Genomic DNA, 26,820 nt, shown 5'->3' with positions numbered 1-26,820 from the left:
GTTCCGGAGCGTCACCGGCCGATTGTCATCAGAGAAAGCCGATCGATATCCACGGCACGGCCGCAACGATGACGGTGCCCGACGAGGAGCGCGAGCATGTATGGCGGGATCGGCTTCATGCCCTCCGCTGGCTCGACCCGGCCAATCGCACAGGCCGCGTTGTAGCCGACCCCGAACGGCGGGGCGAACAGGCCGATGCCCATCGCGAGGATGACCACCATCGTGTAGTGCACCGCATGGACGCCGACTGCACCGGAATTTCGACGAGGGCACCGAGAATAGCCTTGAGCGAAGAAGTCCAGGGGTGCCCGGTAGCGAAGGCGGGGCGGTTTGCCGACAGGCTGACTCCGGCGGGATGCGTCTGGATCTGTGCCATAGCCGTCATGCCAGTGTTCCTACGGACTTCTCGAGAATCGCCCAGGCTTCGTTGCCGTATTTGCCCTTCCACTCGGCGTAGAAGCCGGCCTGGCGCAGCTTGTCCCGGAACGGCGCAGGGTCGGGCTGGTTGAAGACCAGGCCTTTCCCGGCGAGTTCCTGCTGAAGATTGGCGTTGAGCTTGGCGACGTCCTCGCGCTCCTTCTCCGCCGCGGCATTGATGTGCTTGGCAACGATAGTGCGCAGGTCCTGGGGCAGTCGTTCCCAAGCACGGCGGTTTGCCAGAAACCAGAACCCGTCCCACATGTGGTTGGTGAGCGAACAGTACGTCTGCACCTCGTAGAGCTTCGCGGTCGAGACGATTGCCAGCGGGTTCTCCTGCCCGTCGACAACCTTGGTCTGGAGTGACGAGTAGACCTCGTTGAAATTGATGGAGGTCGGAGCCGCCCCGAAGGCCTTGTACATCGAGGTCCAGAGGGGCGAGACCGGCACCCGGATCTTGAAGCCTTTCAGGTCGTCGGGCGTGTTGATCGGCTTCGTCGACGATGTGGTCTGACGGAAGCCGTTGTCCCAGATCTTGTCCATGGCCACGAGATTGGCCTTCGTGATCTGAGCGCGAACATAGGCGCCGAGTTCTCCATCCATGGCTTTCCAGACGGTGTCGTAGTCCGGGAAAGCATAGCCGAGCCCGTTGATGGAGGCGGCCGGCACGAGCGTGGACAGGATCAGGCCGGACAGCGTGAAGAACTCGACCGCGCCCGAGCGCACTTGGCTGAGCGTATCGGTATCTGATCCGAGCTGGCTCGACGGAAAGATGTTGATCTCGACCCGACCGTTTGTCTCAGCCTTGATCGCGTCTGCCATCTCGCGCGCCCGCATGTTCATCGGATGCGTGACGGGAAGATTGTTGGCGTATTTGTAAGTGAACTCGGCTGATTGCGCGCGTGCAACGAACGGAGCTCCGAGAACTCCACCCACGACAGCGCTTGAACCAACGGCAAGCAGGCGACGGCGAGACAGGATCATGTAACCCTCCTGATCGGATCCCAGCGGATCCTACGTTTCCTCAGCCCACGGGGTCCATTAAGTGGACCGTTTCTTGTTGATGGCAGCTAGGACCGCACTTGCGGGTCGCTGTCAACCTCTTATTTTTCCGCTGGAGCGGCGCTTTGGTTAAGCTGAATTAGGTCCATATGTTGGAACACCCCAAGAGCGCGTCGGCGAGGAAAGCTGTGCAGGTGATCGGAGAGGCCGCTGCCGGCGGAGCTCAGAGCATCGATCGCGCCGCGACCCTGCTGCTCCTCGTCGGGCGGGCAGGTCCGTCGGGCGCCCGGCTCTCCGAACTTGTCGAGCAGTGCGACCTCACCAAGCCTACTGTCCGGCGGATGCTCCTTGCACTCGTGCGAGCGGGCCTTCTCGATCAGGATCCTGACACGCGGCGCTATCATCTTGGCCCGGAAATTTACGTTCTTGGCACACTTGCAAGCGCTCGCTTCGGCATCCATCCAATATCGCTACGCCCGCTCGCACAGCTGAGCCAGGAGACCGGCGACACGACATTCCTTTCGGTTCCACGGGGCACCTACTCGATTTGCGTTCATCGTGAGGAAGGGTCGTACCCGATCCGAGTCCACGCACTTCACGCCGGGGACCGTCACCCTCTGGGTATCGGGGCCGGGAGCCTTGCCATGCTGTCTGCTTTGCCGGACGACGAGGTAGAGCAAGTCCTGGCCGCGAACGCGGGTATCCTGGCTGACAAGTACTCGCAGTATTCACCACCGGTGCTTCGCGCGCTGGTCAAAGAGACTCGAGTGAGGGGTTACGCGCTCAATCCAGGCATGATGCTCCCCGGCTCGTGGGCCATCGGCGTTCCTATCCGCGGGCTGGACGGCCGGCCCGTCGGTGCCCTCTCCATCGCAGCGATCGAGAGTCGGTTAAGCGAAGAGCGCCAACGCGAGTTGGCTCCGCGCCTTGCAAAGGAGGCCAGCTGGGTGGAGGCGCGGTTGCGGGACGCCGCCGTTGGTGACGAAAGGCAGCCGAGGACCAGGAACGGACGGGTTAGCGCTTGACCATGTTGGACGGATTGGCGCCGCTCCTGGACGACGCTCTAGCGCCCGATCCTGGGCCGGGTGAACACGTTCCAGTAGGCGAGTGCGAAGCCCAGGAAAGCCGCAGCCCAGGCAAGACCGGAGATATCAAGGAGGACGCTCCACTCCGGATGAATTGAAGCGCAGATGCGCGTCAGCGCTGACAGAACGACGAGGGCATAGACGGCCTGAACCACCACCGTCGCCGCCAGAGGACGCCCGGTATGCCCGAGACTCGCCCGGGACATGACAGCGAGCGTCATCGTGCCGACGGCGCCACCCGTCCAGGCGTGGATGCCAGCGGCGGTGGGCAAGAGCCCAAGCGATGACAGGCCTATGAGCACGAAGCCGATGGGCACGAAGGCATACGCGACATGGAGGATGAGAACGAGCCTATCGCGCCACGTACGGTCGCCGGCCCAGCGCGCGAGCCGCACGGCCTGGAGGATACCCGAGACAATCAGGGCGGCGCCCGTAGTGGAATGGTCCGGAACCGCGATCCAGGCGATGACGGCCGCTCCGGCGCAGGCCATTGAGACCATATCGTAGCGCCCGAACGAGGCCGGCAGGCGACCGGGGTTCTCCCGCGCGAGCCAATTGCGAGTGAAACTCGGCACGATACGGCCCCCGATCAGCATCACGAGCAGGATGGTTGCCCCAATGCCGAGCCGGATCCCGTAATCCGCAACTCCGGAGAGATGCGCCTCGAGGTGGAAGATCGCATTGCCGACGAGCAGCAACCCGAGAACGATCAGGACTTTCAGGTTACGCCAATTCCGTCCCGAGACGATCTCGCGCCCGGCCGCTGCGGCGACAAGGAGGAGAATCGACAGGTCGATCAGGGCGGCGGGAAGCCAGCCGATCCAGGCGGACGTCGTCACTGCGACACGCCCCAGGACCCAGGCAATGACCAGTACCAGGAGTGGCCTGCCCTGGAGAGGCATCCTCCCCGTCCAGTTCGGGATCGCGGTCAGAAGGAAACCCGTGATCACCGCCGGGAGAAAGCCATAGAGCATCTCATGGACGTGCCAGTCGCGGGGCGCGAGGAGAGTCGAGACCTCCAAGTGGCTGTAGAACATCGGCAACCACGCCAGGATCGCAAGCCCAGCGTAGAGCGATCCGAACAGGAAGAACGGGCGGAACCCGTAAGAAAGGAGTGCGGGTCCGGTATAGTCCCGCAGACGGGGAATCGGTGCCATTACTGACCTCCAGCTGGAACGAAAACGTCCTGTGCGGTTACGGAACGCCCGGATGCCACGTCCGTCGCGGTGAACTGCAGCGGAAGGCGATCTTCGGTCGATGCCTTGACGAGCATGCGTAGTTCGTAGGTGGCATCCGGAGCGACGGTGACGCGTGCATCGCTCCCTACAACCTCCACCTCGGCATTTTCGAGGCCTGAAACCGCGAGCGCAAACGAACGCTCAAGGCCCGTCTTGTTGTAGAGGCGCACAGCGTAGCCGTTCCGCGTGCGTCCATCGGACAGCGTCACTGCAATCGGATTCCGGTCATGGATGACGACGATCTTCGCGTCTCCCCGCATGCCGAGGCTGACGGACATCAAGGCCAGCAACGCGACGATGGACAACGCGAGAGCAATAGTCTTCGGCCGGATCATCCGAGGTTGCGGCGGCTCACCGCGCCACCCCCGCTCGATGTTGGACCAGGCCTCGTAATCGATCAGTCCGCGCGGACGTCCGAGCTTGCCCATGGTGGTGTCGCACGCGTCCACGCACAGACCGCAATTGATGCAGGCGAAGTTCGGTCCCTCCCGGATATCGATGCCGATGGGGCAGACCGTGACGCACTGCAGACAATCGACGCAATCGCCCGCCGGTTTGTTTCTGGCTTTCAACTCGGCGGCCTTCTTGGCGGAGGCGCGCGGCTCGCCGCGATAGTCGCGATAGTTGACGATCAACGCCTCCGGATCCCAGATCGCACCTTGCAGGCGCGGCCACGGGCACATCCATGTGCAGACCTGCTCACGTGCGAATCCTGCGAGCGTGTAGGTCGATGCGGTCAGGATTCCGACCCACGCATAAGCGATGGCGGATGCCTGCCCGGTCACAAAATCGCGGATCAGGCTCGGAGCATCCGCGAAGTACAGGACGAAGGCTCCGCCCGTTCCCATCGCGATCAGGATCCAGAGGCCGTGCTTGGTGCCAATTTCGAGAACGCGCTGTGGCGTGATGGGAGCACCATGCTTTTTGAGACGCGCCCGGCGGTCACCCTCGACGAGTCGTTCCACGAGGAGAAAGAGATCGGTCCATACGGTCTGCGGGCAGAAATACCCGCACCAGACTCGTCCCGCGAGCGAATTGACGAGCACCAGGACGAGTGTCGCAAGGACCAGGACGCCGGTAAGATAATAGACCTCCTGCGGCCAGATCTCGACGAAGAAGAAGTAGAGACGTCCGCGTTCGAAATCGACGAGCACTGCCTGATCCGGCTGGCCCGGGCCACGGGACCACCGGATGAACGGCAGAATGTAATAGACCGCCAGACAGACGATCACGGCGGTCCATTTCAGCCGGCGATAACGCCCCGATACCGATTGCGGCACGATCCGCCCGGTGAATGCACCCGCCTTCGGCTTGCGCAGGTGAGCTCTCTCGGGCTTGAAGCTGATATCGAGGGTCGCCATTCGAATACCGGAGTGCAAATGCCGCTGCGATGGGAGTCGCGGCGCTCGTGCTGGAACGTCGGCTCTTACTTCGCAGCATTCTTCGTAGCTGCGAGCTTGTCGAATGGAGTTGCAACCAGGGCGCCGAACACGATGAGCGTCCGCATGTGAATTCTCCTGTTGGATCGAAAATCCGCGAGCCCGGCGAAGAGCTCTCGACAGGTGATTAGGTTCGGATGCGATGGAACAGATTGATCTATCTCAAACACTCAGCGTTTCGCTCGGTCTGATCCTTCTTATTTGCGTTTCAGCAAATACGGCGCAGCGCAGCAAAACTAATGACTCCTTATCTGCTGGTGGCCGCGAGTGGTCTGTGGTGCGGGTCTACTTTGGAGTGGGGGGCCCGAACTACACCGCGTCGTTCCACGTCATCGGCGAGATCTTCGATCGGGTCTACAGCATGGGCTCGCTCACGGCCGCGCCGCTGAGCGACGTCCAGACGATCACGACGCCGCCGGGCGGGGCCGCGGTGGTGGATTTCAAGCTCGAGGTGCCGGGCCGGTATGTGCTCGTCGACCATGCCCTGAGCCGGGTCGAGCGCGGTCTGGCCGGGATCCTCGAAGTCGAGGGACCCGACACCCCGAGCGTGTTCCAGGACCCCACCCCGCAGCGCGCCGCGCAAGCTGCCGGCGGCCACTGACCGCCCCCAGCCGCCAAGGCCCGGGCCTACGCCCGGGCTTTTTCCATAGTAGGCCCGAAATCCGGCAAACCGCCTGGTCTCGACTGGCTTGCGAGCGAAGACCCGTCCCGCTCCGGAGGGCCGCCGCCCTTTAAGCCGTAGGCAGGTTTTACGCCGGATCGCTCCGATCAGATCCAAGACCTTCGGGACCTTGACCCCCGTGGTGAAGCGGGTGAAGAGCACGCATGCCCTCACCCTGTTCCGCTCTGGAGTGCATCTGATGGCCAGCGTCGACCGGTCCCTCGTTGCCCATCTTTCCATTTTCGCCGGCCTCGCGCCGGAGCAGTTGGATGAACTCCTGCGTGAGGCTCAGTCGGTTCGTTATCCCAAGGGGACGAACGTTTTCCAGCAAGACGAGGATGCCCATTCCTTCTTCGTCCTGCTGCATGGGCATCTGCGGGTCTTCAAGCTGACGCCAGACGGCCAACAGGTGGTCGTCCGCTTCGTAGCGCCGGGTGAGGTCTTCGGGGTCGCAATGGCGATCGGGCGTACAGCCTACCCTGCTACGGCAACAGCGGTGGTGGACAGCATTGCGCTCGTCTGGCCTTCAGCGGCTTGGCCGCGCTTGATCGAGCGGCACCCGTCGCTTGCCATCAATACGCTCCTGACAGTCGGTAGCAGGCTCCAGGACGCGCATACGCGCGTCGTCGAGATGTCGACCGAACAGGTCGAGCAACGGGTCGCTCATGCGCTGCTTCGCCTGGCTGGGCAGGCAGGCCGGAAGGTGGAATCCGGGGTTCAGATCGACTTTCCGATCTCGCGCCAGGATGTCGCCGAAATGACGGGCACAACACTTCACACGGTCAGCCGGATCCTCAGCGCCTGGGAAGAGCAAGGCCTCGTAGAAGGTGGGCGGCAACGGATCATGATCCGGGAGCCCCATAAGCTCTTCCTTCTGGCTGAGGGCTCCCGGAGTTAGGAGTTAACGAGGGGCCGCGGCGCGCCTGGAGCGGGACCATGGCCCGAACCTTCCCCGAGCCGTCTCGACTACGTTCAGCCGACCGGCTCGGCGGCGAAATCGTGCCTGACCATGGCCTCCAGATCGGCCAGGAACTTTGCACGATCGACCTGATGCTCTCCGCACGCGTCGTCGACAGTGTGGAAGCACGCGATCGGACAACCGACGCAGCGCATCTTGTGATCGAGAAAAACGCGGATGGTCGCCGGCCATCGTCGCATGATGTCGTCGACGAGATCAGTGGTTTCGATCGACATGTAGGCCTCCGGGCGTTTTGAATTGTCCGTCCAATAGACCTCTGGCCAATGTCGTTCTTTGCGCCGGGACAAGAAACGGTTATCGGCATCCCTTCCTGGTGATTTGTTTGAGCCGGGGCAAAGAGCGGCCCTGCAGCATGGTCCAGATGTTCGGCGTCGAACGAGGGACATCATGAACCGAACGCCAGCTACGCGGTCGAGCCTTGATCCGGACGTCCTCGATTGTCTTTCGGACGTCCTGGATCCGGAGATCGGCCTCAGCATCGTCGATCTCGGCCTGGTCTATCGCGCCGAGCGGACGGCAAACGGGATCGACGTCGCGATGACGTTGACGACGCGATCCTGCCCCCTGGGAGAGATGATCACGGAGGATGCCAGGGAGCGCCTCTATCGCCGGTTTCAAGACTGCCCTCGGGTCGATGTCAGCCTGGTCTGGGATCCGCCATGGCACCCGGATCGGGTCACCGATCGCGGCCGCGAACTGCTCGGCCGCCCTCCGAGGGAGACGAAATGATGTGCGGTTACGGCGCTACCGAGTCGATCATCGACGCCAGGCAGATCATGCCCCACATGCGGCACGCACTGATTTTCGAGACCTTCGATCGGCTTGAGCCAAGCCAAGGCTTCCTGCTCGTGAACGACCACGACCCGAGGCCTCTCTTCTACCAGTTCAGCGTCAAGCACCCGGGCGAGTTCGGGTGGGATTATCAGGAGCAAGGTCCAGATGTCTGGCGTGTCCGCATCAGCCGCGCGGCTGCCTGAAACGGCTCCGCTCGCATCCCGATTGGGAAGCCTCTTGGGAATCCGCATTCCTCTGCTCGCCCTGGGCGCCCTCGCGCTGCTGGCCGGCTTGTGCGCAGGCCTCTGGCGGCTCGGTTGGGCGATACCGCATGGGTCATCCCTTGGGGCGATCCATGGTCCTCTCCTTATCTCGGGCTTCTTTGGCACCGTGATCAGCCTCGAACGGGCGGTCGCGCTCGGGCGTAGCTGGGCCTATGCGGCTCCTGCACTCGCCGGCCTTGGCACGCTGGCTCTGCTTGCCGGTGCGCCGGTCACCGTCGCAGCGGGGCTCTACGTGCTCGCCTCCGCCGGCCTCGTCGCCGCGTCGTTCACGATCTCCGTCAAGGAGCCGGCGCTCTTCACCGGCGCGATCCTGCTTGGTTCCCTCACCTGGCTTGCCGGCAACGTGCTCTGGCTTCTCGGACAACCCGTGCCGGAACTGGCCGGATGGTGGCTGGCTTTCCTGATCCTGACGATTTCAGGGGAACGTCTGGAGCTGAGCCGACTCCTGGCGCCGCGGCGTGGCAGCGAGGTCGTCTTCCTGTTCGCTGTCGGCCTTCTCCTGGTCGGCGCGCAGAACGGCATCCTGAACGAGAACGGCGCGATCCTCTATGGTCTTGGACTGCTCTCGATGACCACTTGGCTACTCCGGCACGATATCTCGCGGCGGAGCGTCCGGCAGAGCGGCCAGACGAGGTTTTTTGCGGCCTGCATGCTCCTGGGTTATCTCTGGCTAGGTCTGGCCGGCGGCATGCTGCTCGTCTTTCGTCCGGGGGAGGCTCCCTTCGGCTACGATCTGGTGCTCCATGCCATCGTGATCGGGTTTGTCCTCTCAATGGTATTCGGGCACGCGCTCATCATCCTGCCGGCCGTCACTCGTCTTCGTGTCGCCTACCGGCCGCTCATGTATGCTCCTCTCGCAGTGCTCCACGCGTCGCTGGTCCTCCGCACCTGCGGAGATCTGTTGGAATGGGAGACGGCGCGCCAGTGGAGTGGAATTGCGACCATTCTCGCCCTCGTGGGGTTCGCCCTGCTCGTCGCGACGTCGACCGGACACGCGCGGCGCAACACTGCACCGGCACGTGCTATCCATCGCTGATGGCCGAGTTTCTCGTCGCATTGGGCGCCTTTCTGAGCGCCCATCTGATTCCGGCAAGCCCGCGCATTCGCGCGCGCCTCATCGACCTGATGGGGCGGACGCCCTATCTGGTGGCGTATTCGATCCTGTCCGTGGCGCTGCTCGGATGGCTGATCGTCGCCGCGCAACGGGCAGAGTCGGTCGTGCTCTGGGATGCGGCGCGGTGGCAGTGGCAGTTCGCCTTCCTCCTGATGCCGGTCGCCACATTCTTCCTTGTTGTCGGCCTCCTTGCTCCGAACCCGCTATCGATCAGCTTCCGGACTGGTTCGGAAGCGGGCGCCATCGCTAGCGTCACGAGGCACCCGATCGTCTGGGCTTTTCTGATCTGGTCCGTCGCGCATATTCCTCCGAACGGAGATCTCGTGTCGGTCATCCTGTTCGGCGGGATGGCGATGTTCTCCCTGTTGGGTTTCGCCCTGCTCGACGCCAAGGCACGCCGACGGCTCGGTCCGGACCGCTGGCGGATACTGGCGAAACGCACCTCCATTATCCCGTTCGCTGCTCTGCTGACGGGACGTACCCGCCTGATGAATGCTCGTTCGCTGATCCTCGCAGGAGGGATCGCGGCCGCCCTCTACCTGTGGTTCATACTTCAGGGTCACCAGCTTCTGATCGGCCTCGCCCCCTTGAGCACTCTCCGGTACTTCGGTTGAGTTCGAGAGCCTGGAATACCGCATGACCGGACCTGCACTCGATCGGAGCGAGCGCTCCTCATGATGTCATAGAAAATTGCGCCGGAGCCGAGCACTCCGGCGCATTCTTCAATAGGATCGTATGCAGACCCGGCCGGCAGGACCGAGGCTTACTGCGTGAAGAAGAGGGCTATGCCGATCGCAACTGACATCGCGACGGCTGTGATCGTGCCACTCAAGCGCAATACTCCCATGCGGTAGAGCGCCAGCGCAAAGATGACGATGATGGGAGTGGCGACAAGGAGCCCTACCTGTGCATCGCTCATGATATCGTTTGTCCTCTCTTGGTCGATGAGCTGCTCTGCCCGTTGCCGGGCGCACCGTGTTTGTGCCAGCGCAAGCTTCGGATCGGGGGCAAGTGCCGCCCGGAACAGCCGCAGAATTCCAACCCTCGAGGCGAGGATCTATTTCGTGCCGGCTGAACCAGTTTCGCCTTGCCAGTGCCCCTGCTCGCGGAGCGCATCTGCAACTTCGCGCGGCATGTAGTTCTCGTCGTGGCGTGCCAATACGCTGTCTGCCCGGAACAGACCCGATGTCTCGAGAACACCATCGGCGACAACGCCCTGCCCTTCCCTGAAGAGGTCAGGGAGAATTCCCGCATACTGGACCCGGACCGATGCGCCAGTATCCTCCACAGCGAACGAGATGATCTGGTTTGAGCTCTTTTGCAGCGAGCCTTCCTGCACGAGCCCGCCCAGGCGGAAGCGCGTTCCTGGCTTGATGGCCTTCGCTTCGATGTCCGACGGCGCGTGAAAGAATACGACGGAGTCGTTCAGCGCGTAGAGAACGAGACCGAGAGCAAGTCCGAGGACGGCGAGGGATGATCCGATGATCATCAGGCGTCTCTTCTTCCGATTCATGATGTAGCAGCCGTAGTCAGTGATCCGCCCGAGCGACAGGCGGCAGGTCCGAAATCGGTCGTTCTATGCCCGAAATCCGCAGACCGATTCTTGAGCCATGTCAAAGAATGGCAGCTCGAAGCGGCGTGGGCGCTACGCATCATTCCAGGGTCTTTGTTCGAAGCTTGTGCCAGCACAAAGAGCCATTGCGGAGCTTGTCTAGGTTGCCGCCACTGCCGCCCAGGCGGCACGCCAGCTCAGAAAGGATCGCGTGATGGCTGAAGCCCTCACAAAATCGGCGGTGAGAAACGTGTTCTACGGGGGCTCGTTTTTCTTCTTCGCCATTTTCGTGGGTCTGACCGCCCACAGTCACTATTACATGGTCAACACATCAACAGATAAAACGACGCTGACGGACTCCGTCGCCCGCGGCAAGCACGTCTGGGAAAAGAACTCATGCATCAACTGTCGCTCGATTCTGGGTGAAGGCGCCTACTTTGCGCCAGAGCTCGGAAACGTGTGGGACCGCTGGGGTGGTTACGAGGATTCCGCGGCAGCGCGCGAGACCCTCAAGGCCTGGATGGCCGCCCAACCCTCGGGCGTCGAGGGTCGCCGTCAGATGCCGCAGTTCAACCTGACTGACCAGGAACTGAACGATCTCGCCGATTTCCTGGAATGGACCGGACGCATCAAGACGCAGAACTGGCCACCGAACAAGGCCGGCTGAGCTGGAGAACGATCATGAAGTATCAAACTCAGAAGGTCGCCCTGCTCTATTTCTACGGGGCGCTCGGCCTGTTCCTCGCGCAGGTCCTCTTTGGGGTTCTAGCGGGAACGATCTACGTTCTGCCGAACACGCTGTCCGAACTCCTGCCCTTCAACATCGTCCGCATGGTGCACACGAACGCACTGATCGTGTGGCTTCTGATGGGGTTCATGGGCGCAACCTACTACCTGATCCCTGAAGAGACCGAGACTGAACTTTTCAGTCCAATGCTCGCGAAAGTGCAGTTCTGGCTCTTTCTCGTTGCAGCCGCCTTGGCCGTGGTCGGCTATCTCTTCGAGATTCATGAAGGCCGAGAGTTCCTGGAGCAACCCTTCTCGATCAAGGTGGGCATTGTCGTTGTCTGCCTGATGTTCCTTTTCAACATCACGATGACCGCCCTGAAGGGCCGGAAGACCGCCGTCATCAACATCCTGCTCTTCGGGCTTTGGGGCGTGGCGATCTTCTTCCTGTTCTCGTTCTACAACCCGTCGAACCTCGCGGTGGACAAGCTGTACTGGTGGTACATCGTCCACCTCTGGGTCGAGGGCGTGTGGGAGCTGATCATGGCCTCTGTGCTGGCCTTCCTGATGATCAAGCTCAACGGCGTCGATCGTGAGGTCGTGGAGAAGTGGCTCTACGTGATCGTCGGGATGGCGCTGTTCTCGGGCATCCTCGGCACGGGCCACCACTTCTACTGGATCGGCGCTCCCGGATACTGGCAGTGGATCGGCTCGCTGTTCTAGACGCTCGAGGTCGCACCGTTCTTCACCATGATCCTGTTCACCGTGAACATGACCTGGAAGGCGGGTCGCCGTCACCCGAACCGTGCGGCGCTGCTGTGGTCGGTCGGCTGCTCGGTGATGGCTTTCTTCGGCGCGGGCGTCTGGGGCTTCCTGCACACGCTCTCGTCGGTGAACTACTACACCCACGGCACGCAGGTGACGGCTGCGCACGGCCACCTCGCCTTCTTCGGCGCATATGTGATGCTCAATCTTGCCGTCATGGCTTATGCCATGCCGCAGATCCGCGGGTGCGCACCGTATAACCAGTGGCTCAGCATCGCGAGCTTCTGGATCATGTGCACGGCGATGTCGGTGATGACCTTTGCGCTGACCTTTGCGGGCGTGCTCCAGGTTCACCTGCAGCGCGTAAACGGTGGGATGTATATGGAGGTGCAGGACCAACTCGCCCTGTTCTACTGGATCCGCCTCGGCTCCGGCGCCTTCGTCCTCATCTCCGCGCTGATGTTCATCTGGGCCGTGCTGGTCCCCGGCCGCGAGCGGACGCCTCAGCTGGCCGGTGCACTGCAGCCCGCCGAATAAGCCCAGTGGGGCGGCCACCGCCGCCCCGCCCTTTTCAACCGGTTTTCCCGAGGCTCATCATGACGAAGCCAGTTCTCCAGGCGGTGGCCAGCCCGACCGTCGAACTCCCCTATTATGTGCCCGCAGGCAACGAATGCGCCCTGTTCGAGCTCGCCTGGCGCAAGCGGTTGCCTCTCCTTCTGAAAGGCCCGACCGGCTGCGGCAAGACGCGCTTCGTGGCCCACATGGCCGCGCGGCTCGGCCTTCCGCTGCACACGGTTTCCTGCCACGACGATCTCACGGCCGCCGACCTGACCGGCCGCTATCTCCTGAAAGGCGGCGACACGGTGTGGGCCGACGGCCCCCTCACCCGGGCCGTGCGCGAAGGCGGCATCTGCTACCTGGACGAGGTCGTCGAGGCCCGGAAGGACGTGACGGTCGTGCTCCACCCGCTGACCGACGACAGGCGGATTCTTCCCCTCGACCGCACCGGCGAAGAGCTCCAGGCGCCGGACTCGTTCATGCTCGTGGTGTCGTACAATCCCGGCTACCAGACTCTCCTCAAGTCGTTGAAGCCCTCCACCCGCCAGCGCTTCGTTGCCATCGAGTTCGATTTCCTGCCGATCGATCACGAGGCGCCGGTTGTCGCGTCCGAGAGCGGGCTGTCGGTCGAACGGGTACGGCCGTTGCTTCTGCTGGCGCGCCGTCTGCGCTCGCTGAAGGGACAGGATCTCGAGGAAGGAGTGTCGACACGCCTCCTCGTCTATTGCGCCTCGCTGATCGCAGCCGGCGTCCCGACCGAGGAGGCCGTGAACGCCACGATGATCGAACCGCTGACGGACGATACGGACGTCAAGAAGGCGTTGATCGAAGTCGCTCGCGCGACACTGGGCTGAGCGGAGCTGGCCAATGCTCGATTTTTTGGAACTCGAGGAGACCGTTGGCCGCGCGTGGCACCGCCTCGTCGGCAGCGCCGTGAGTTACCCGCGTTACCCGGAGCACCGCGTCTCGCTTGATGAGGTCAAAGCACGGATTGCGGTGTTCTTTCGAGGTCTCGGCGGCGAATTCGGCGTGCAGCTTGCAGGCACGAGTGCGCGATCGTCCTCGCATCGCCTTTCGCTCCGGCAGCGGATCGGTATTGCGGAGGAGCGTCTCGAGCAGCCTGGACGTGACGCGGCGACGCTCTTCCTGCCGCCGAGGATCGAGCTGTTTCCCTCGCGCCAGTTGAACGAGACGCTCTATTCGTGGCTTGCCGCCTATTTTGCCTATGTTCCACTGGAACCGATCACCGAGCCTGATCCGCTGCGACGCGATCTGCACGTATTGAAGCGGGCCCACGATACGGTAGCAGCCGTACTCGCCGCCTGCCCCGGGCTGACCGATCCCTATGCCGAGCTGTGTCGTGCCATGCGCGAGGCGAGACCCGAGCGATCGCTGCCGAGAGCAGAGGCCGAGGTCGAGCGGATCGTACTCGCCATGTTGCAAGATCCCGCTCCCGCCGACGCGGATTCCTGGAAGGCCTTCATCAGCGAGGCCTCTCTCCCCGCCCACGCACCGAGCGGCTATCAGCCCCTCCTGCCCGTGCCTTTGTGGCCGGATGCCTGGACCCGGGCTGCCGAAATAGCCTCCGGCGATCGGGACGAGCCGGCCGGGCCGGGCACGCTCGCTGCTGCGGATACCCGCAAGCGGTTCGCGGTGCGTCGCGACTCGGACCAGGCTCAGCGCAACGATCCCTTCGTGCTGAACCGGTTCGAGAAGATCCTCGCCATGGCTGAGATGGTCAATGTCAGCCGGCCCGCCAACGACGACGAGGATGAGGATGCCGAGAAGGCGGCCGACGACATGGAGGAACTGCCGCTCTCCAAGCACCGCGGCAAGCCTGCAACCAAACTGAAATTCGATCTCGATTTGCCACCGGAAGCCGTCGACACCACGTGTCTCACGGCCGATCTGACCTATCCCGAATGGGATTACACGCGGAGAACCTATCTGGCCGATCATTGCCGGGTGCTCGCCGCACCGGCCTCCGAGCAGGGAGAGACCTGGGCGCCGGACGAGGATGCGCGACGCCGGATCCGCCGCGTGCGGCGGCAGTTCGAGGCTCTCCGCCCGAAGCACGAGCTCCTGCGCGCCCAGGTCGACGGTGAAGAGCTCGACATCGATGCCGTCGTCCGGGCCCGCAGCGATCTCCGCGCCGGAGGCATCGGCTCCGACCGGATTCATCTCGCAAGCCGTTGGCAGGCGCACGATCTCGCGGTCAGCCTTCTGGTGGATGTGTCGCTCTCGACCGATGCCTGGGTCGACAACCGCCGGATCCTGGACGTCGAGAAGGAGGCTCTCCTGGTGCTGTCGCATGGGCTTGCCACCTGCGGCGACAGCCATGCGATCATGACGTTCACATCGCGGCGGCGCTCATGGGTTCGTGTCGAGACCGTCAAGGGCTTCGACGAGCCGCTCAACGAGGCCGTCCTGCGCCGCATATCGGCGCTGAAACCCGGATTCTACACGCGCATAGGGGCGGCCGTGCGCCATGCGACGGCGCGGCTCGCCGAGCGGCCGAACCGCCAGAAGCTTCTCCTGGTGCTGACCGACGGCAAGCCCAACGACATCGACCATTATGAGGGCCGCTTCGGGATCGAGGATACGCGCCGCGCCGTCATGGAGGCGCGCCGTGCGGGCGTCTGCGTGTTCGGCGTGACGGTGGACCGCGACGCGCAGTCCTACTTCCCGACCCTGTTCGGGCGCGGCGGCTACGCCATCGTGGGCCAAGTCGCCAAGCTCCCCTCCGCCCTTCCCGCCATTTACAGGCACCTGCTCCGTTGAAGCGGAGGATGCACTATGTCCCAGATGCAGTATCCGGCCTTCTTCGACAGCGCGCCTCGCCTTGTGATCTATGACCCGCTCAGCGATTTCCTCGGCGCGACGGAAAGGGGCATCCTGGAGTACCAGTATCTGGACGTCGTCAAGGTTGCGGGCCATTCCTGCCCGACTGTCGCCGGTGCCTATCTCATGACTCTCAAGGCTCTTGCCCATCTCTATGGGGAAGAGTTGCCGGTGCGCGGCGAGATCGATGTGCTCCTGCCGGAGGCGGTCGATGAGGGCGTCACCGGTGTCCTGGCCAGCGTCGCGACGCTCCTTACCGGCGCCACCGGCGCGGGCGGGTTCAAGGGCATCGCCGGACGCTTCGACCGGCGAAACGGCCTCTCCTTCGAGGTCGACCTCCCCTGCACCATGGCTTTCAGGCGGCGCGGAACGGGCACGGTCGTTGGCGCCGCCTTCAATGCGGGCACCATCCCGATCGCACCGGCTGCACGAGCCCTGATGCAGCAGGCTATCGGTGGGGCGGCTTCTTCCGAGGAAGAAGCATTGTTTCGCTGGCATTGGCAGGATCGTGTCAAAAGGATCCTCATCGACCACGCAGATGATCCGGCCCTCGTCTCGGTCCACCCGCTCTCCTGAGGCCCCGAGCTACCGATCCGGTCTGTTCTACCGATTTTGCGGGAGATCAAAGAGGCCCGGTAAGGCCGGGTGTAGTGATCCCCAGCATTTGGAGAACCGCCGCGCCGTAAGCAGGACGGCGCAGGCCTGCACCGGAGAAGGGACGATGAGAGATGACTTGAGGGCGCAGTACGGCGAGGAGCGCCTTCCCCGCTACACGAGCTATCCGACAGCTCCGCAATTTTCCGACGCCATCGCGCACGAGACCTATGCGGGCTGGCTCTCTTCCCTGCCGGTCGGTTCTAGCGCCTCCCTCTACCTGCATGTCCCGTTCTGCCGCTCGATGTGCTGGTATTGCGGCTGCCACACCACGATCACGCAGCGCGACGCGCCGATCGTCGACTACCTTGCGGTCCTCAGACGCGAGATCGATCTTGTCACCGGCAAGCTGCGCGAGGAGCTGCCGGTGCGTCACATTCACTTCGGCGGAGGGACTCCGACGATCATGGAGCCCGCCGAGTTCCAGGAACTGATCGGGCTCCTCAAGGACCGTTTCCCGCTTGCGCCCGGGGCTGAGATCGCGGTGGAGATCGATCCTCGTACGCTGACCAGGGCCATGACGGCGGCCCTGGGCGAGGCCGGCGTTACGCGGGCGAGCCTCGGTGTCCAGAGCTTCGATCCTGTCGTGCAGCGGGCCATCAACCGGATTCAGAGCGTCGAACAAACGGCCCTGGCGACCGAAGGGCTGCGCGCGGCCGGCGTCCAGGGTGTGAACTACGACCTGATCTACGGACTTCCTCACCAGACCGTGGAGTCCTGCATCGATACCGTCCGCCAGTGCCTGGAACTTCGGCCGGAGCGCTTTTCTGTCTTCGGCTATGCGCATGTGCCTTCGTTTAAGAAGCACCAGCGCAAGATCGACGAAGCCGCACTCCCCGACGGACCGGCCCGACACGCGCAGGCGGAAGCGATTGCCCAGACGCTCGTCGCGGCGGGCTATTGCCGGATCGGCCTCGATCATTTCGCACTGCCCGACGATGCGATGGTCCGGGCTCAGGTCGATGGGGTGCTGCACCGGAACTTCCAGGGCTACACCACGGATCCCAGCGACGTCCTGATCGGCTTCGGAGCCTCCGCAATTGGCCGCCTCTCGCAGGGCTATGCCCAGAACGAGATCGTGCTCGGGCGCTATGCCGAGCGCATCTCGCGCGGAGAGCTGGCCACTGCGAAGGGCTACGCCCTCACGCCGGACGATCGTCTCCGCGCCGACCTCATCGAACGGATCATGTGCGATTTCACCGTCGATGTCGGAGAGGTCTGCCGGGCCCACGGCGCTTCGCCGGAAGACCTCCTGCAAGCCATTCCGCGCCTCCGGGTCTTGGAGGGAGATGGAGTGATCCGGCTGGATGGGACCGTGCTGGCAATTGCGGAGGATGCGCGTTTTCTCGTGCGAAGCGTCGCGTCGGCTTTCGACGCCTATCTCGGCAATTCGGGGCGCACGCACAGCCGGGCCGTGTGAAGAGCCCTCGCCGGGCCTGCGGTGGCCCGGTGCGATCCTCGGCGCAGTGATTAGCCTTACGCGTGACCTCGATGGGCCGAAATCTCCGGCAGATCGGCCCTCAACCAAGCAAGGCGATTGATGGCACGGGCGGCATAGGCCTGCGCCCGCGCCACAGCCTCCTCGTCCCGAAGATGGTCGGCCGCTTCGAGATAGCGCTCGGTCAGCAACTCGGCGAGTGCGACCGGGTCGTCCGGGATCGACGCCGGAGAGCCTGAGGCTGAAATCGCGAGGGGAGCACCCGCAAGCTCTTCCGCATGGCCCCTCGCTTCCCCTGCGAGTTCGCGGAGCCAGGCCTGCTCCCCAGGAGCCGCCGTGTCGGCGAGGGACTCCAGCAACTCGGCAAGCCTCCGCTCGAGATGCCCTGTGTCCTGGGCCTCTGTGCGGCTGCGCTGGCCCGCGGCCCCCGAGCGTTCGGAATGGAAAGCCTTTCTTCGGGCGCGTCGAAGCGTCGCCACATGGCCGAGTTCCTCGTGAGCCATCGTTTCCGCAGCACGCCTTACGTCTTGGCTCTCCGCGTGAGCCGAAACATAGGCCCAGAAGGCAAAAGCGCGCTCCTCGTTGCGCACTGCCATGGAGAATGTCCGATAGGCGCTCAGCAAGCGCGGATCCGTCGTCGCCGCTCCCTCATCATCGAAGGTCTCGGGAATCTTCCAACGAATCTGTGTCGGGTCCGGGGCCTTTCCCTTCTCGCGCTCGGACCAGTACACGACGCTATCCAAATGGCCTTTTTCGTCGGCTGACAAGCGTTCGAACACCTCTGCGATCGAGGGATTTCCTTCCTGCCGCATCCGCCTCGCGATCTCGGCGTACCGCGCTGCCGCTTCCTCCTCCATGGCGTGAGCAATCGCAAAGAGCTCTTCCAGCGACTTTACCGGTGCGGGTGGCTCGGCCTTGAGAAGCCGCATGGGAAGTCTCCGTTTGACAGAGGTTGCGTCAGCCCAAGGTTGACAGTGCAAACATCCTGCTCTCAATTTGCGCCAGATCAAGGCATGTCCGTCAGCGGAGGCGCATAAGGCAGCAGATCCGGCTGGAACGTTTATGTTACAGCCCGGTACGGTTCACGCGCTGCGCGGATGGAACGTTCCTCGCCGGGCAGCGCTGGGGGTCTTTTGTTCAGGAACTTTCGCTCTAAACGGGACGGTCCTGATTGTCTTGCACGCAACCATCTCTTGCAGGTCATTTCGTATCAGCCGGCACTCTGAGGACCGCTTGTTTCCTCACCATTTTCGCCTTGCTGTTGATTCTAGGCGGGCCGGTTTTGGCAGCAGGACAAGTGCAGGAGTTTCTTTCGAAGGCTCAGCCGGCTGAACTGCTGCCGGATGCGAATCGGTTCGGTCCTCCGCAAGGCGATCCGCCACTCGTTCCTGCCTATCAGGGCGATACCCTGCGTGGATATGTCTACCTGAATTCCGATTTTACGAACTCCGTCGGCTATTCCGGCAAGCCTATCCACATGCTCGTCGGCATCGATCCTCAGGGCACGGTTCGGGGGATCAAGCTCGTCGACCACAAGGAGCCGATTGTCCTGATCGGTATTCCCGAGCGTCGTGTCATCGACGCGATGAATTCTCTCATCGGAAAGGACATGAGCGCGGTGGCGAGCGGCGCGGAGCGTCCTCCTCAGGTCGACATAGTGAGCGGCGCCACCGTGACGGTGCTCGTCATGGGCGATAGCGTCGTCCGCTCCGCAGTGCGGCTCATTCGAAGCGGTCGCCTTGGGGGGAGTGGTGCGGCGGCATCCGCTGCCGCGGCTCCTAGTGCCGTTCGAATCGTCGATCGCGAGAAGAGCGAAATTCGAGATTGGGAGTCTCTCGTGGGAGACGGCTCGGTACGCCGCCTCTCGCTCACCGTCGGCGAGGTCAACCAGGCTTTCGCGAAAGCAGGCAACCAGGAAGCCGCCAACAACGCCGAGACGAACGATCCCAACGATACCTTCATCGATATGTATGTCGCGCCCGTGAGCGTTCCGACCATTGGACGTAGCCTTCTTGGAGATGAGGGCTACGAGCGCCTGAAGGGACGTCTCAAGCCCGGTCAGGAGGCGATCGTGGTCGCTGGTGACGGCGCCTACTCGTTCAAGGGATCGGGCTATGTGCGAGGCGGCATCTTCGACCGCATCGAGCTCATCCAGAGCGGCCAAAGCACCCGCTTTCGCGACCGCAATCATACACGTCTGGGCGCTCTCGCGGCCGAAGGGGCACCGGATCTGCGTGAGATCGCGCTCTTCGTCATGCCGGAGGAATTCAAGCTCGATCTGGCCGAGCCCTGGCAATTGCAGCTGCTCGTGCAGCGGAACGTCGGAGCGCGAGACAAGGCGTTCCTGACATTCGATCTCGCCTATACGCTGCCGGAGAAATATTTGCGAATCGAACAGCCTGCCGCGCCCGCACCCGCGGCTGCCCCGGCTCCGAGTACGGCGGCCGCGCCCCAAGCCGCCACTCAGGGGCAAGGACTGGCGGCACCTCAACCTGAGGCCGGCACTCTGGACAAGTCCGAGGCGCTTGCGGCCGGGCCGCTCGAGGAGCCACTCTGGCAGAGAATCTGGAAGACGAACACGCTTCCTATCGCCATCACTGGCGTGGCGCTGCTCGTTCTGACCGCGATCTTCTTTTTCCAGGATGCACTGGTGAGGCGGCCCAGAATTTATGTCTGGGTGCGCAGGGCCTATCTGACCTTCACTCTCGTGTGGCTCGGCTGGTTCGCGAGCGCGCAACTTTCGGTCGTGAACGTCCTGACCTTCATGAATTCCCTGGTCACCGGCTTCAGCTGGGAGTTCTTCCTGGCTGCTCCGCTCGTCTTCATCCTGTGGTCGGCCGTCGCTGCCGGGCTGTTGTTCTGGGGTCGTGGACCCTTCTGCGGATGGCTCTGCCCATTCGGGGCATTGCAGGAACTGACCAACAACATTGCCCAGTGGCTCAAGGTGCCGCAAATCACTGTCCCTTGGGGCCTTCACGAGCGGCTCTGGCCTATCAAGTACATCATCTTCCTCGGACTATTCGGGCTTTCGCTCTACTCGGTCGCGCTGGCGGAAATCCTCGCAGAGGTGGAGCCGTTCAAGACGGCAATCATCCTGAAGTTCGTTCGGGACTGGCCCTTCGTGATCTATGCGCTCACTCTGCTGGCGGTAGGTCTGTTCATCGAGCGCTTCTTCTGCCGCTACCTGTGCCCACTCGGCGCAGCGCTGGCGATCCCCGGGCGGATTCGCATGTTCGAGTGGCTGAAGCGCTGGCCCGAATGCGGATCACCGTGCCAGCGCTGCGCCAAGGAATGCCCTGTGCAGTCGATCCATCCTGAGGGGCAGATCAACGTCAATGAGTGCATCTACTGCATGCACTGCCAAGAGCTTTACCATGACGATCATCGCTGCCCGCACATGATCCAGGTGCGGCTCAAGCGCGAGAAACGCGAAGCACTTTCGTCCCCATCCATGCGCGGGGACAAAGAAGGCGGCAGGGGACCCGCTAAGCCGGTCATCACGCATATGGGAAAACCGATACGAGAGCCAACGGCGGCGGGCGTTCCCACAACCACTTCGTGAGCCACAGGAGACATCGATGGCAGACGAGAGCGAGAGCAAGAAAAGCGGTCTTAGCCGGCGTGATATGCTCGGCACGACGGCAGCGGTTGCTGCTGCCGGAGCGGCGGGCGTTGCAGGCGGTGCGAGCCTGACGAGAACGGGTGTCATCACGGAGGCGGAAGCCCAGACGAGGCCGGCTTCGCCGGCGAGACCCGCAGCCACCAATAAATACGAGGTCAAACCAGGCGAGCTCGACGAGTACTACGTCTTCTTCTCGAGCGGCCAGACCGGTGAGATCCGCATCGTTGGTTGCCCCTCGATGCGCGAACTGATGCGCATTCCGGTCTTCAACCGCGACAGTGCCACAGGCTGGGGCCAGACCAACGAGAGTCTGAAGATTCTCACAGAGGGAATGACACCTGAAGCGCGCGAGTTCCTGAAGGACAAGGGTGGCATCTATCTCAACGGCGACCTGCATCATCCTCATCCGTCTTTCACGGACGGAACTTACGATGGCCGCTATCTCTACGCCAATGACAAGGCGAATACCCGCGTCTGCCGCATCCGTCTCGACGTGATGAAATGCGACAAGATCATTCAGCTCCCCAATCAACACACGGTGCACGGCCTGCGGGTGCAGAAATACCCGAAGACGGGCTATGTGTTCTGCAATGGTGAGGACGGCGTGCCGATCCCGAACGACGGCAAGATCCTGGACGATCCCAAGCAATACCGGTCCATTTTCACGGCTGTCGATGGCGAGACCATGAAAGTCGCCTGGCAGGTCATCGTGGACGGCAACCTCGATAACGTCGACGCTGACTACCAAGGAAAATACGCCTTCTCGACCTGCTATAACTCGGAGGGCGGCGTCACGCTCGCCGAGATGATGGCGAAGGAGCAGGACTGGATCGTCATCTTCAATCTCAAGCGCATCGAGGAGGCCGTGAAGAAGGGCGATTATAAGACAATCGGCGGAGTGCCGGTCCTGGACGGTCGTGCCGGCTCACCGTATACGCGCTATGTCCCGGTTCCGAACAGCCCGCATGGCATCAACACTGCTCCAGACGGAATCCACGTCGTCGCGAATGGCAAGCTGTCTCCCACCGTCACGGTGTTCGACGTGCGCAAGTTCGACGATCTGTTCGATGACAAGATCAAGCCGCGCGACACAGTCGTGGCAGAACCCGAGCTGGGTCTCGGACCGCTTCATACGGCGTACGACGGCAAGGGAAACGCCTATACAACACTGTTCATCGACAGCCAAGTTTGCAAGTGGAACATCGAGATGGCCAAGCGCGCCTTCACGGGCGAGAAGGTCAACCCGATCATCCAGAAACTGGATGTCCACTACCAGCCGGGTCATAACCATACCTCCATGGGCCAGACCAAGGAGGCGGACGGCAAGTGGCTGATCTCACTGAACAAATTCTCGAAGGATCGCTATCTCAATGTCGGTCCGTTGAAGCCCGAGAATGATCAACTCATCGACATCTCCGGCGATCGCATGGTGCTGGTCCATGACGGCCCGAGCTTTGCTGAGCCACATGATGCCACTCTCGTGCATCGATCTAAAATCAACCCGGTGCATGTCTGGAAGCGCGATGACCCAATCTTCGCGGACGCCGTGCAACAGGCGCGGGCGGATGGCATCACCCTTGAAGCTGACTCGAAGGTAATTCGAGACGGCAACAAGGTCCGCGTCTATATGACCTCGACGGCTCCAGCTTTTGGGCTCGAAAGCTTCCAGGTCAAGCAGGGCGATGAGGTCACAGTCTACATCACGAATATCGATGAGGTTGAGGATCTCACGCACGGCTTCTGCATCGTCAACTACGGCATCAACATGGAGGTCGCTCCGCAGGCGACGGCCTCCGTGACTTTCACGGCCGATAAGCCTGGCGTGTATTGGTACTATTGCAGCTGGTTCTGTCACGCCATGCACATGGAGATGAAGGGCCGCATGCTCGTCGAGCCGCAGGCCGTGTAGCGATATGAGAGATATCCGCACAGTCGTGCGCCTGGGATCGGCGGCGGCTTTCGCCGCCGGTCTCGCTGTGCCGGCATGGGCAGAGCGCATATCCGTCCAATCCGGCGAAACACCTCTTCAACAGATCGTCGACGCCGCGTCCGACGACGATGTGATCGTCCTCGAAAGCGGCGAACACCGTGGCCCGGTCAGGCTCACCAAGAAGGTGACGCTCGAGGGAGAGACTGGCGCCATCATTCGAGGGAACGGGCAAGGAAGCGTCGTGACCGTTTCAGCCCCCGGAGCCGTCGTGCGCGGGCTGACGGTCAGAGGTTCGGGCATGAACCTCGAAGCCATGGATTCAGGGATCTTCGTCGAGAAAGCGGCAACCGGAGCTCTCGTCGAGCAGAACCGTGTCGAGGGCAACCTCTACGGCATCTATTTGCACGGAGCCGAGAATTCGGTTGCGCAAAGGAACGAGATCATCGGGATCGAGGAAGGCCGCGTGAACGAGGCTGGTAATGGATTTTCGGTCTGGAACGCGCCCGGTGCCAAGGTTCTCGACAACACCGTCCGTTTCGGACGGGACGGCATCTTCGCCGTCACCAGCAAGCGCAATGTCTTCAGCGGAAACCGGTTCAGCGACCTGCGCTTCGCCATCCACTACATGTACACGAACGACAGCGAGGTCTCCGACAACGTGTCGACCGGAAACACGGTCGGCTACGCGATCATGTTTTCGAATCGGCTGAAGATCACCGGAAACGTGTCGGACGGCGATCGCGATCACGGCTTCCTGTTCAACTACGCCAACGGATCGCAGATCTCCGGCAACATGGTTCTCGGGCGGCTCCAGCCTGCCGAGCGCTGGGCGACGTCCGGCATGCGCTCCAAGGAGACGCGCGAGCACGGCCTGCCTGCCGCTGACGAAGCTGCTCCGGCCGTTGCCGAGGGCGCCCGGCCAGGCCCGACGAAATGCGTCTTCATCTATAATGCCAACAAGAACCGGTTCCGTGACAACTGGTTCGAAGGGTGTGAGATCGGCATTCACTTCACGGCAGGTTCGGAGGGTAACGACATCGTCGGAAACGCTTTTCTGGGAAACCGCAACCAGGTGAAATATGTCGGCACGCGCTATCTCGACTGGTCGAAGGACGGGCGCGGCAATTTCTGGAGCGATAATCCGGCCTTCGATCTGAATGGTGATGGGATCGGGGATAGCGCCTATCGGCCGAACGATCTCGTCGACAAGGTCTTGTGGACCGCCCCGCTGGCAAAGGTCCTGGTCAATAGTCCGGCCGTGCAGGTGATCCGCTGGGCGCAGGCGCAGTTTCCCGCTCTTTTGCCCGGTGGCGTTGTCGACAGCCATCCTCTCATGAAACCTCCGCCGCGCCCGCAGGCCGTCGGGAGGGTTGCGGAAAGGCGCGTGCCGTGACCGACACCGTCGAGATTCACCGTGTCGTGAAGCGCTTCGGGAAGGTCGAGGCTGTTCGTGGTGTCTCGCTCACTCTTGGCGAGGGGGAAACGATCGCGCTCGTCGGCCACAACGGGGCGGGCAAGACCACTCTCATGAAGCTGATGCTGGGCCTCATCCGTCCAACCTCCGGGACCATCAGAGTGCTGGGCGATGATCCTGCCGCCGGTGAATTCGCCGCGCGGCGCCGGCTCGGATACCTTCCCGAGAACGTCTCTTTCAACACGGCGCTGACTGGACAGGAGACGCTCGCCTTCTATGCGCGCCTGAAGCGGCAGAACAAGCGCGAGGTCGCGTCACTACTCGAACGTGTCGGCCTCACCCATGCCGCGGATCGAAGGGTGGGCACCTATTCGAAAGGCATGCGTCAGCGCCTCGGTCTGGCGCAGGCGCTGCTCGGGGAGCCGCGTATTCTCCTTCTCGATGAGCCAACTACCGGTCTGGATCCGGCTTTGCGCCAGACCTTCTATGATATTGTCGAGGAGTTGCGCGCGCGCGGCGCGACCGTGCTCCTGTCCTCGCACGCCCTGACCGAACTGGAGGAGCGGGCCGGACGGGTCATCATCATGAATCGGGGACTGAAAGTCGCCGACGGCACACTCGACGAACTCCGTCGCATCGCACGGCTCCCGACGCGCATCCGCCTGAAGGTCACGGACGAAGCACTCAGCGACATCCCGAGATGGCTGGGCCCCGTCGATGATTGGCGTCGCGTCAACGGCCATTTCGTCGAGATCGACGCCGCTCACGAACAGAAGATCGCGGTGCTCAGGCGTGCTATGGGAGAAGGCGCTCCGGTCGAAGATCTCGACGTGGTCCCGCCGACCTTGGATGAGCTCTATGCGCACTTCCTTCGCACGCAGGAGGCAGTGCAATGAGGAACATCCTGATCGTCGCGCGCAAGGAGATTCAGGAGGGTTTCAGGAACCGGTGGGTTCTCGCGACCACGCTCCTCCTCGCAGCGCTCGCGCTGACACTCACCTTCCTGGGGAGCGCGCCGACGGGGAATGTTGGCGTCCGAGCGCTCGACGTCGTGATCGTGAGCCTCTCGAGTCTGACGATCTTCCTCCTGCCGCTGATCGCACTGCTGATCTCGCACGATGCCATCGTCGGCGAGATGGAGCGCGGCACCATGCTGCTGTTGTTGAGCTATCCGGTGGCGCGCTGGCAGGTGCTTCTCGGCAAGTTCGTCGGGCATCTTGCGATCCTCGCCTTTGCGACGCTGCTCGGCTACGGCGCAGCTGCGGGAGCCCTCCTCGCGACCGGCGCCGAGATCTATCCGGAGAGCTGGGCGGCATTCGCATCGATGATCGGCTCTTCCGTACTACTCGGCGCGGTTTTCATTGCCGTCGGCTATCTCGTCAGCGCCCTGGTCCGGGACCGCGGCACGGCCGGCGGCATCGCGGTCGGGATCTGGCTCGTGTTCGTGCTGATCTACGACATGGCCCTCCTCGGCCTGCTGGTCGTTGACCAGGGGCAGAATGTTACGGGTGGCCTCCTCAGCGCTCTGCTCCTTCTCAACCCGACCGACGTATATCGAATCCTAAACCTGTCCGGTTTCGCCAATGTGAGCGCGCTGTCGGGCATGGCCGGAATCGCGGACAACGCCACCTTGAGCGCGACGGTCCTCGTCTCCGCACTCGCGGCATGGGCTCTCGTGCCGCTCGGGCTCGCGGCGCTCGCTTTTTCCAGGAGAGAATTATGAGATTCCTCGCCATTGCCGGCGTCCTGATCGGAACGCTGACACTCGGCGCCTGCAACGAACAGAAGACCGCGGCAGCGCCTCCGCCCGCACATGAGCTGACGGCCTCTGCCGTCGGCCACTATTGCGGGATGAACGTCCTGGAGCACACCGGGCCGAAGGGGCAGATCATTCTCGCGAGCCGCCGGGAGCCCGTATGGTTCTCGTCAGCGCGTGACGCCGTCTCCTTCACGATGCTGCCGGAGGAGCCGAAGGACATTGCGGCCATCTATGTATCCGACATGGCCAAGGCGCCCTCGTGGGACGAGCCCGGTGAAACGAATTGGGTGGACGCGAAGCAGGCCGTCTTCGTGGTCGGCAGTCGCATGAAGGGCGGCATGGGCGCTCCCGAGACGGTCCCGTTCTCCGACCGGGCTGCTGCGGAGAAATTCGCAGCCGAGAATGGCGGGCAGATCGTCTCCTTTTCAGACATCCCGAAAGACTACGTCCTCGGCACGCTCGAGGAGACGAGTTCCGTCGACGATGAGCACGATGTCGAGGCTGCGGAGCACGACCACCCGGCGCCTTCGGCACATCGTCCCGGGCAGGCGCACTGAACAGGAGACGT

General features: G+C 62.8%; 25 protein-coding genes and 2 pseudogenes. 19 read left to right on the top strand and 8 right to left on the bottom strand.

Features of this window, described 5'->3' with window-relative positions; translation table 11 throughout:
* Positions 1-28: 28 nt before the first annotated feature.
* Both BN1233_RS36360 and BN1233_RS36355 read right to left on the bottom strand, forming a co-directional pair.
* Positions 29-251, bottom strand: a pseudogene (locus BN1233_RS36360) (TRAP transporter large permease subunit); the annotation flags it as partial.
* A 130-nt stretch (positions 252-381) separates the two neighbouring features.
* Complete coding sequence (locus BN1233_RS36355) at positions 382-1,401, bottom strand: TRAP transporter substrate-binding protein (RefSeq protein ID WP_046868535.1); 1,020 nt, start codon at positions 1,399-1,401, stop codon at positions 382-384.
* Positions 1,402-1,607: 206 nt separating this feature from the next.
* Between BN1233_RS36355 and BN1233_RS36350 the strand changes: the two genes are divergently transcribed.
* Complete coding sequence (locus BN1233_RS36350) at positions 1,608-2,444, top strand: IclR family transcriptional regulator (RefSeq protein ID WP_244470642.1); 837 nt, start codon at positions 1,608-1,610, stop codon at positions 2,442-2,444.
* Positions 2,445-2,482: 38 nt separating this feature from the next.
* Here BN1233_RS36350 and BN1233_RS36345 read toward each other — a convergent pair whose 3' ends face one another.
* Complete coding sequence (locus BN1233_RS36345; RefSeq protein ID WP_046868534.1) at positions 2,483-3,661, bottom strand: NnrS family protein; 1,179 nt, start codon at positions 3,659-3,661, stop codon at positions 2,483-2,485.
* On the bottom strand, positions 3,661-5,103 hold the full coding sequence (gene ccoG / locus BN1233_RS36340; RefSeq protein WP_074078446.1) for a cytochrome c oxidase accessory protein CcoG: 1,443 nt from the start codon (positions 5,101-5,103) through the stop codon (positions 3,661-3,663). The genes BN1233_RS36345 and ccoG overlap by 1 nt, the downstream gene beginning before the upstream one ends.
* A gap of 220 nt (positions 5,104-5,323) precedes the next feature.
* Between ccoG and BN1233_RS36335 the strand changes: the two genes are divergently transcribed.
* Positions 5,324-5,782, top strand: a complete 459-nt coding sequence (locus tag BN1233_RS36335; RefSeq protein WP_244470641.1) for a cupredoxin domain-containing protein — start codon at positions 5,324-5,326, stop codon at positions 5,780-5,782.
* A gap of 259 nt (positions 5,783-6,041) precedes the next feature.
* A complete protein-coding gene (locus BN1233_RS36330) occupies positions 6,042-6,740 on the top strand; it encodes a Crp/Fnr family transcriptional regulator (RefSeq protein WP_046868612.1) in 699 nt (232 codons plus the stop codon).
* Positions 6,741-6,814: 74 nt separating this feature from the next.
* Here BN1233_RS36330 and BN1233_RS36325 read toward each other — a convergent pair whose 3' ends face one another.
* A complete protein-coding gene (locus tag BN1233_RS36325; RefSeq protein WP_046868533.1) occupies positions 6,815-7,036 on the bottom strand; it encodes a DUF1858 domain-containing protein in 222 nt (73 codons plus the stop codon).
* 172 nt (positions 7,037-7,208) lie between these two features.
* Between BN1233_RS36325 and BN1233_RS36320 the strand changes: the two genes are divergently transcribed.
* From BN1233_RS36320 to BN1233_RS36305, 4 genes are read left to right on the top strand one after another with little or no spacing between them, the layout of a single operon-like run.
* A complete protein-coding gene (locus tag BN1233_RS36320; protein WP_046868532.1) occupies positions 7,209-7,550 on the top strand; it encodes a metal-sulfur cluster assembly factor in 342 nt (113 codons plus the stop codon).
* The gene (locus BN1233_RS36315) at positions 7,547-7,798 is read left to right on the top strand and encodes a DUF2249 domain-containing protein (RefSeq protein ID WP_244470640.1); all 252 of its coding nucleotides are present in this window, start codon (positions 7,547-7,549) and stop codon (positions 7,796-7,798) included. Before BN1233_RS36320 ends, BN1233_RS36315 begins: the two co-directional genes overlap by 4 nt.
* A complete protein-coding gene (locus BN1233_RS36310; protein ID WP_197094517.1) occupies positions 7,761-8,915 on the top strand; it encodes a hypothetical protein in 1,155 nt (384 codons plus the stop codon). The genes BN1233_RS36315 and BN1233_RS36310 overlap by 38 nt, the downstream gene beginning before the upstream one ends.
* Positions 8,915-9,607: an NnrU family protein gene (locus BN1233_RS36305; protein WP_046868530.1), complete on the top strand. Its 693-nt coding sequence runs from the start codon at positions 8,915-8,917 to the stop codon at positions 9,605-9,607. The genes BN1233_RS36310 and BN1233_RS36305 overlap by 1 nt, the downstream gene beginning before the upstream one ends.
* A 149-nt stretch (positions 9,608-9,756) precedes the next feature.
* On the opposite strand, the gene BN1233_RS48815 is transcribed toward BN1233_RS36305, so the two are convergent.
* On the bottom strand, positions 9,757-9,912 hold the full coding sequence (locus BN1233_RS48815; RefSeq protein ID WP_187144458.1) for a hypothetical protein: 156 nt from the start codon (positions 9,910-9,912) through the stop codon (positions 9,757-9,759).
* Between the two features lie 138 nt (positions 9,913-10,050).
* Positions 10,051-10,506, bottom strand: coding sequence for a cytochrome c maturation protein CcmE (gene ccmE, locus BN1233_RS36300; RefSeq protein WP_046868529.1), 456 nt, complete (start codon positions 10,504-10,506; stop codon positions 10,051-10,053).
* Between the two features lie 253 nt (positions 10,507-10,759).
* Here ccmE and BN1233_RS36295 point away from each other — a divergent pair, with 253 nt between their 5' ends.
* The 6 genes and pseudogenes from BN1233_RS36295 to hemN all read left to right on the top strand — a co-directional run bounded on the left by BN1233_RS36295 (position 10,760) and on the right by hemN (position 17,509).
* The gene (locus tag BN1233_RS36295) at positions 10,760-11,212 is read left to right on the top strand and encodes a c-type cytochrome (protein WP_046868528.1); all 453 of its coding nucleotides are present in this window, start codon (positions 10,760-10,762) and stop codon (positions 11,210-11,212) included.
* A gap of 14 nt (positions 11,213-11,226) precedes the next feature.
* Positions 11,227-12,573: pseudogene (locus BN1233_RS36290) on the top strand (cbb3-type cytochrome c oxidase subunit I).
* A 59-nt stretch (positions 12,574-12,632) separates the two neighbouring features.
* Positions 12,633-13,448, top strand: a complete 816-nt coding sequence (locus tag BN1233_RS36285; protein ID WP_046868527.1) for a CbbQ/NirQ/NorQ/GpvN family protein — start codon at positions 12,633-12,635, stop codon at positions 13,446-13,448.
* Positions 13,449-13,461: 13 nt separating this feature from the next.
* A complete protein-coding gene (locus BN1233_RS36280; RefSeq protein ID WP_046868526.1) occupies positions 13,462-15,375 on the top strand; it encodes a nitric oxide reductase activation protein NorD in 1,914 nt (637 codons plus the stop codon).
* A 15-nt stretch (positions 15,376-15,390) separates the two neighbouring features.
* On the top strand, positions 15,391-16,011 hold the full coding sequence (locus tag BN1233_RS36275) for a hypothetical protein (protein ID WP_046868525.1): 621 nt from the start codon (positions 15,391-15,393) through the stop codon (positions 16,009-16,011).
* Positions 16,012-16,156: 145 nt separating this feature from the next.
* Complete coding sequence (gene hemN / locus BN1233_RS36270; RefSeq protein ID WP_046868524.1) at positions 16,157-17,509, top strand: oxygen-independent coproporphyrinogen III oxidase; 1,353 nt, start codon at positions 16,157-16,159, stop codon at positions 17,507-17,509.
* Positions 17,510-17,565: 56 nt separating this feature from the next.
* On the opposite strand, the gene BN1233_RS36265 is transcribed toward hemN, so the two are convergent.
* On the bottom strand, positions 17,566-18,456 hold the full coding sequence (locus BN1233_RS36265; RefSeq protein WP_046868523.1) for a ferritin-like domain-containing protein: 891 nt from the start codon (positions 18,454-18,456) through the stop codon (positions 17,566-17,568).
* Positions 18,457-18,773: 317 nt separating this feature from the next.
* On the opposite strand from BN1233_RS36265, the gene BN1233_RS36260 reads away from it, so the two are divergent.
* The 6 genes from BN1233_RS36260 to BN1233_RS36235 are packed head-to-tail and all read left to right on the top strand — an operon-like array spanning position 18,774 to position 26,809.
* Positions 18,774-21,089: a 4Fe-4S binding protein gene (locus BN1233_RS36260; RefSeq protein WP_046868610.1), complete on the top strand. Its 2,316-nt coding sequence runs from the start codon at positions 18,774-18,776 to the stop codon at positions 21,087-21,089.
* 16 nt (positions 21,090-21,105) lie between these two features.
* A complete protein-coding gene (gene nosZ, locus BN1233_RS36255) occupies positions 21,106-23,058 on the top strand; it encodes a TAT-dependent nitrous-oxide reductase (protein ID WP_046868522.1) in 1,953 nt (650 codons plus the stop codon).
* 4 nt (positions 23,059-23,062) lie between these two features.
* Positions 23,063-24,472, top strand: a complete 1,410-nt coding sequence (locus BN1233_RS36250) for a nitrous oxide reductase family maturation protein NosD (protein WP_046868521.1) — start codon at positions 23,063-23,065, stop codon at positions 24,470-24,472.
* Positions 24,469-25,389: an ABC transporter ATP-binding protein gene (locus BN1233_RS36245; protein ID WP_046868520.1), complete on the top strand. Its 921-nt coding sequence runs from the start codon at positions 24,469-24,471 to the stop codon at positions 25,387-25,389. Before BN1233_RS36250 ends, BN1233_RS36245 begins: the two co-directional genes overlap by 4 nt.
* Complete coding sequence (locus tag BN1233_RS36240; protein WP_046868519.1) at positions 25,386-26,216, top strand: ABC transporter permease; 831 nt, start codon at positions 25,386-25,388, stop codon at positions 26,214-26,216. The genes BN1233_RS36245 and BN1233_RS36240 overlap by 4 nt, the downstream gene beginning before the upstream one ends.
* On the top strand, positions 26,213-26,809 hold the full coding sequence (locus BN1233_RS36235) for a nitrous oxide reductase accessory protein NosL (protein ID WP_046868518.1): 597 nt from the start codon (positions 26,213-26,215) through the stop codon (positions 26,807-26,809). The genes BN1233_RS36240 and BN1233_RS36235 overlap by 4 nt, the downstream gene beginning before the upstream one ends.
* Positions 26,810-26,820 lie beyond the last annotated feature (11 nt).

It is taken from the genome of Microvirga massiliensis (genome assembly GCF_001006805.1).
GTDB lineage: Bacteria > Pseudomonadota > Alphaproteobacteria > Rhizobiales > Beijerinckiaceae > Microvirga > Microvirga massiliensis.
This window is presented reverse-complemented; position numbering and strand designations above follow the sequence as displayed.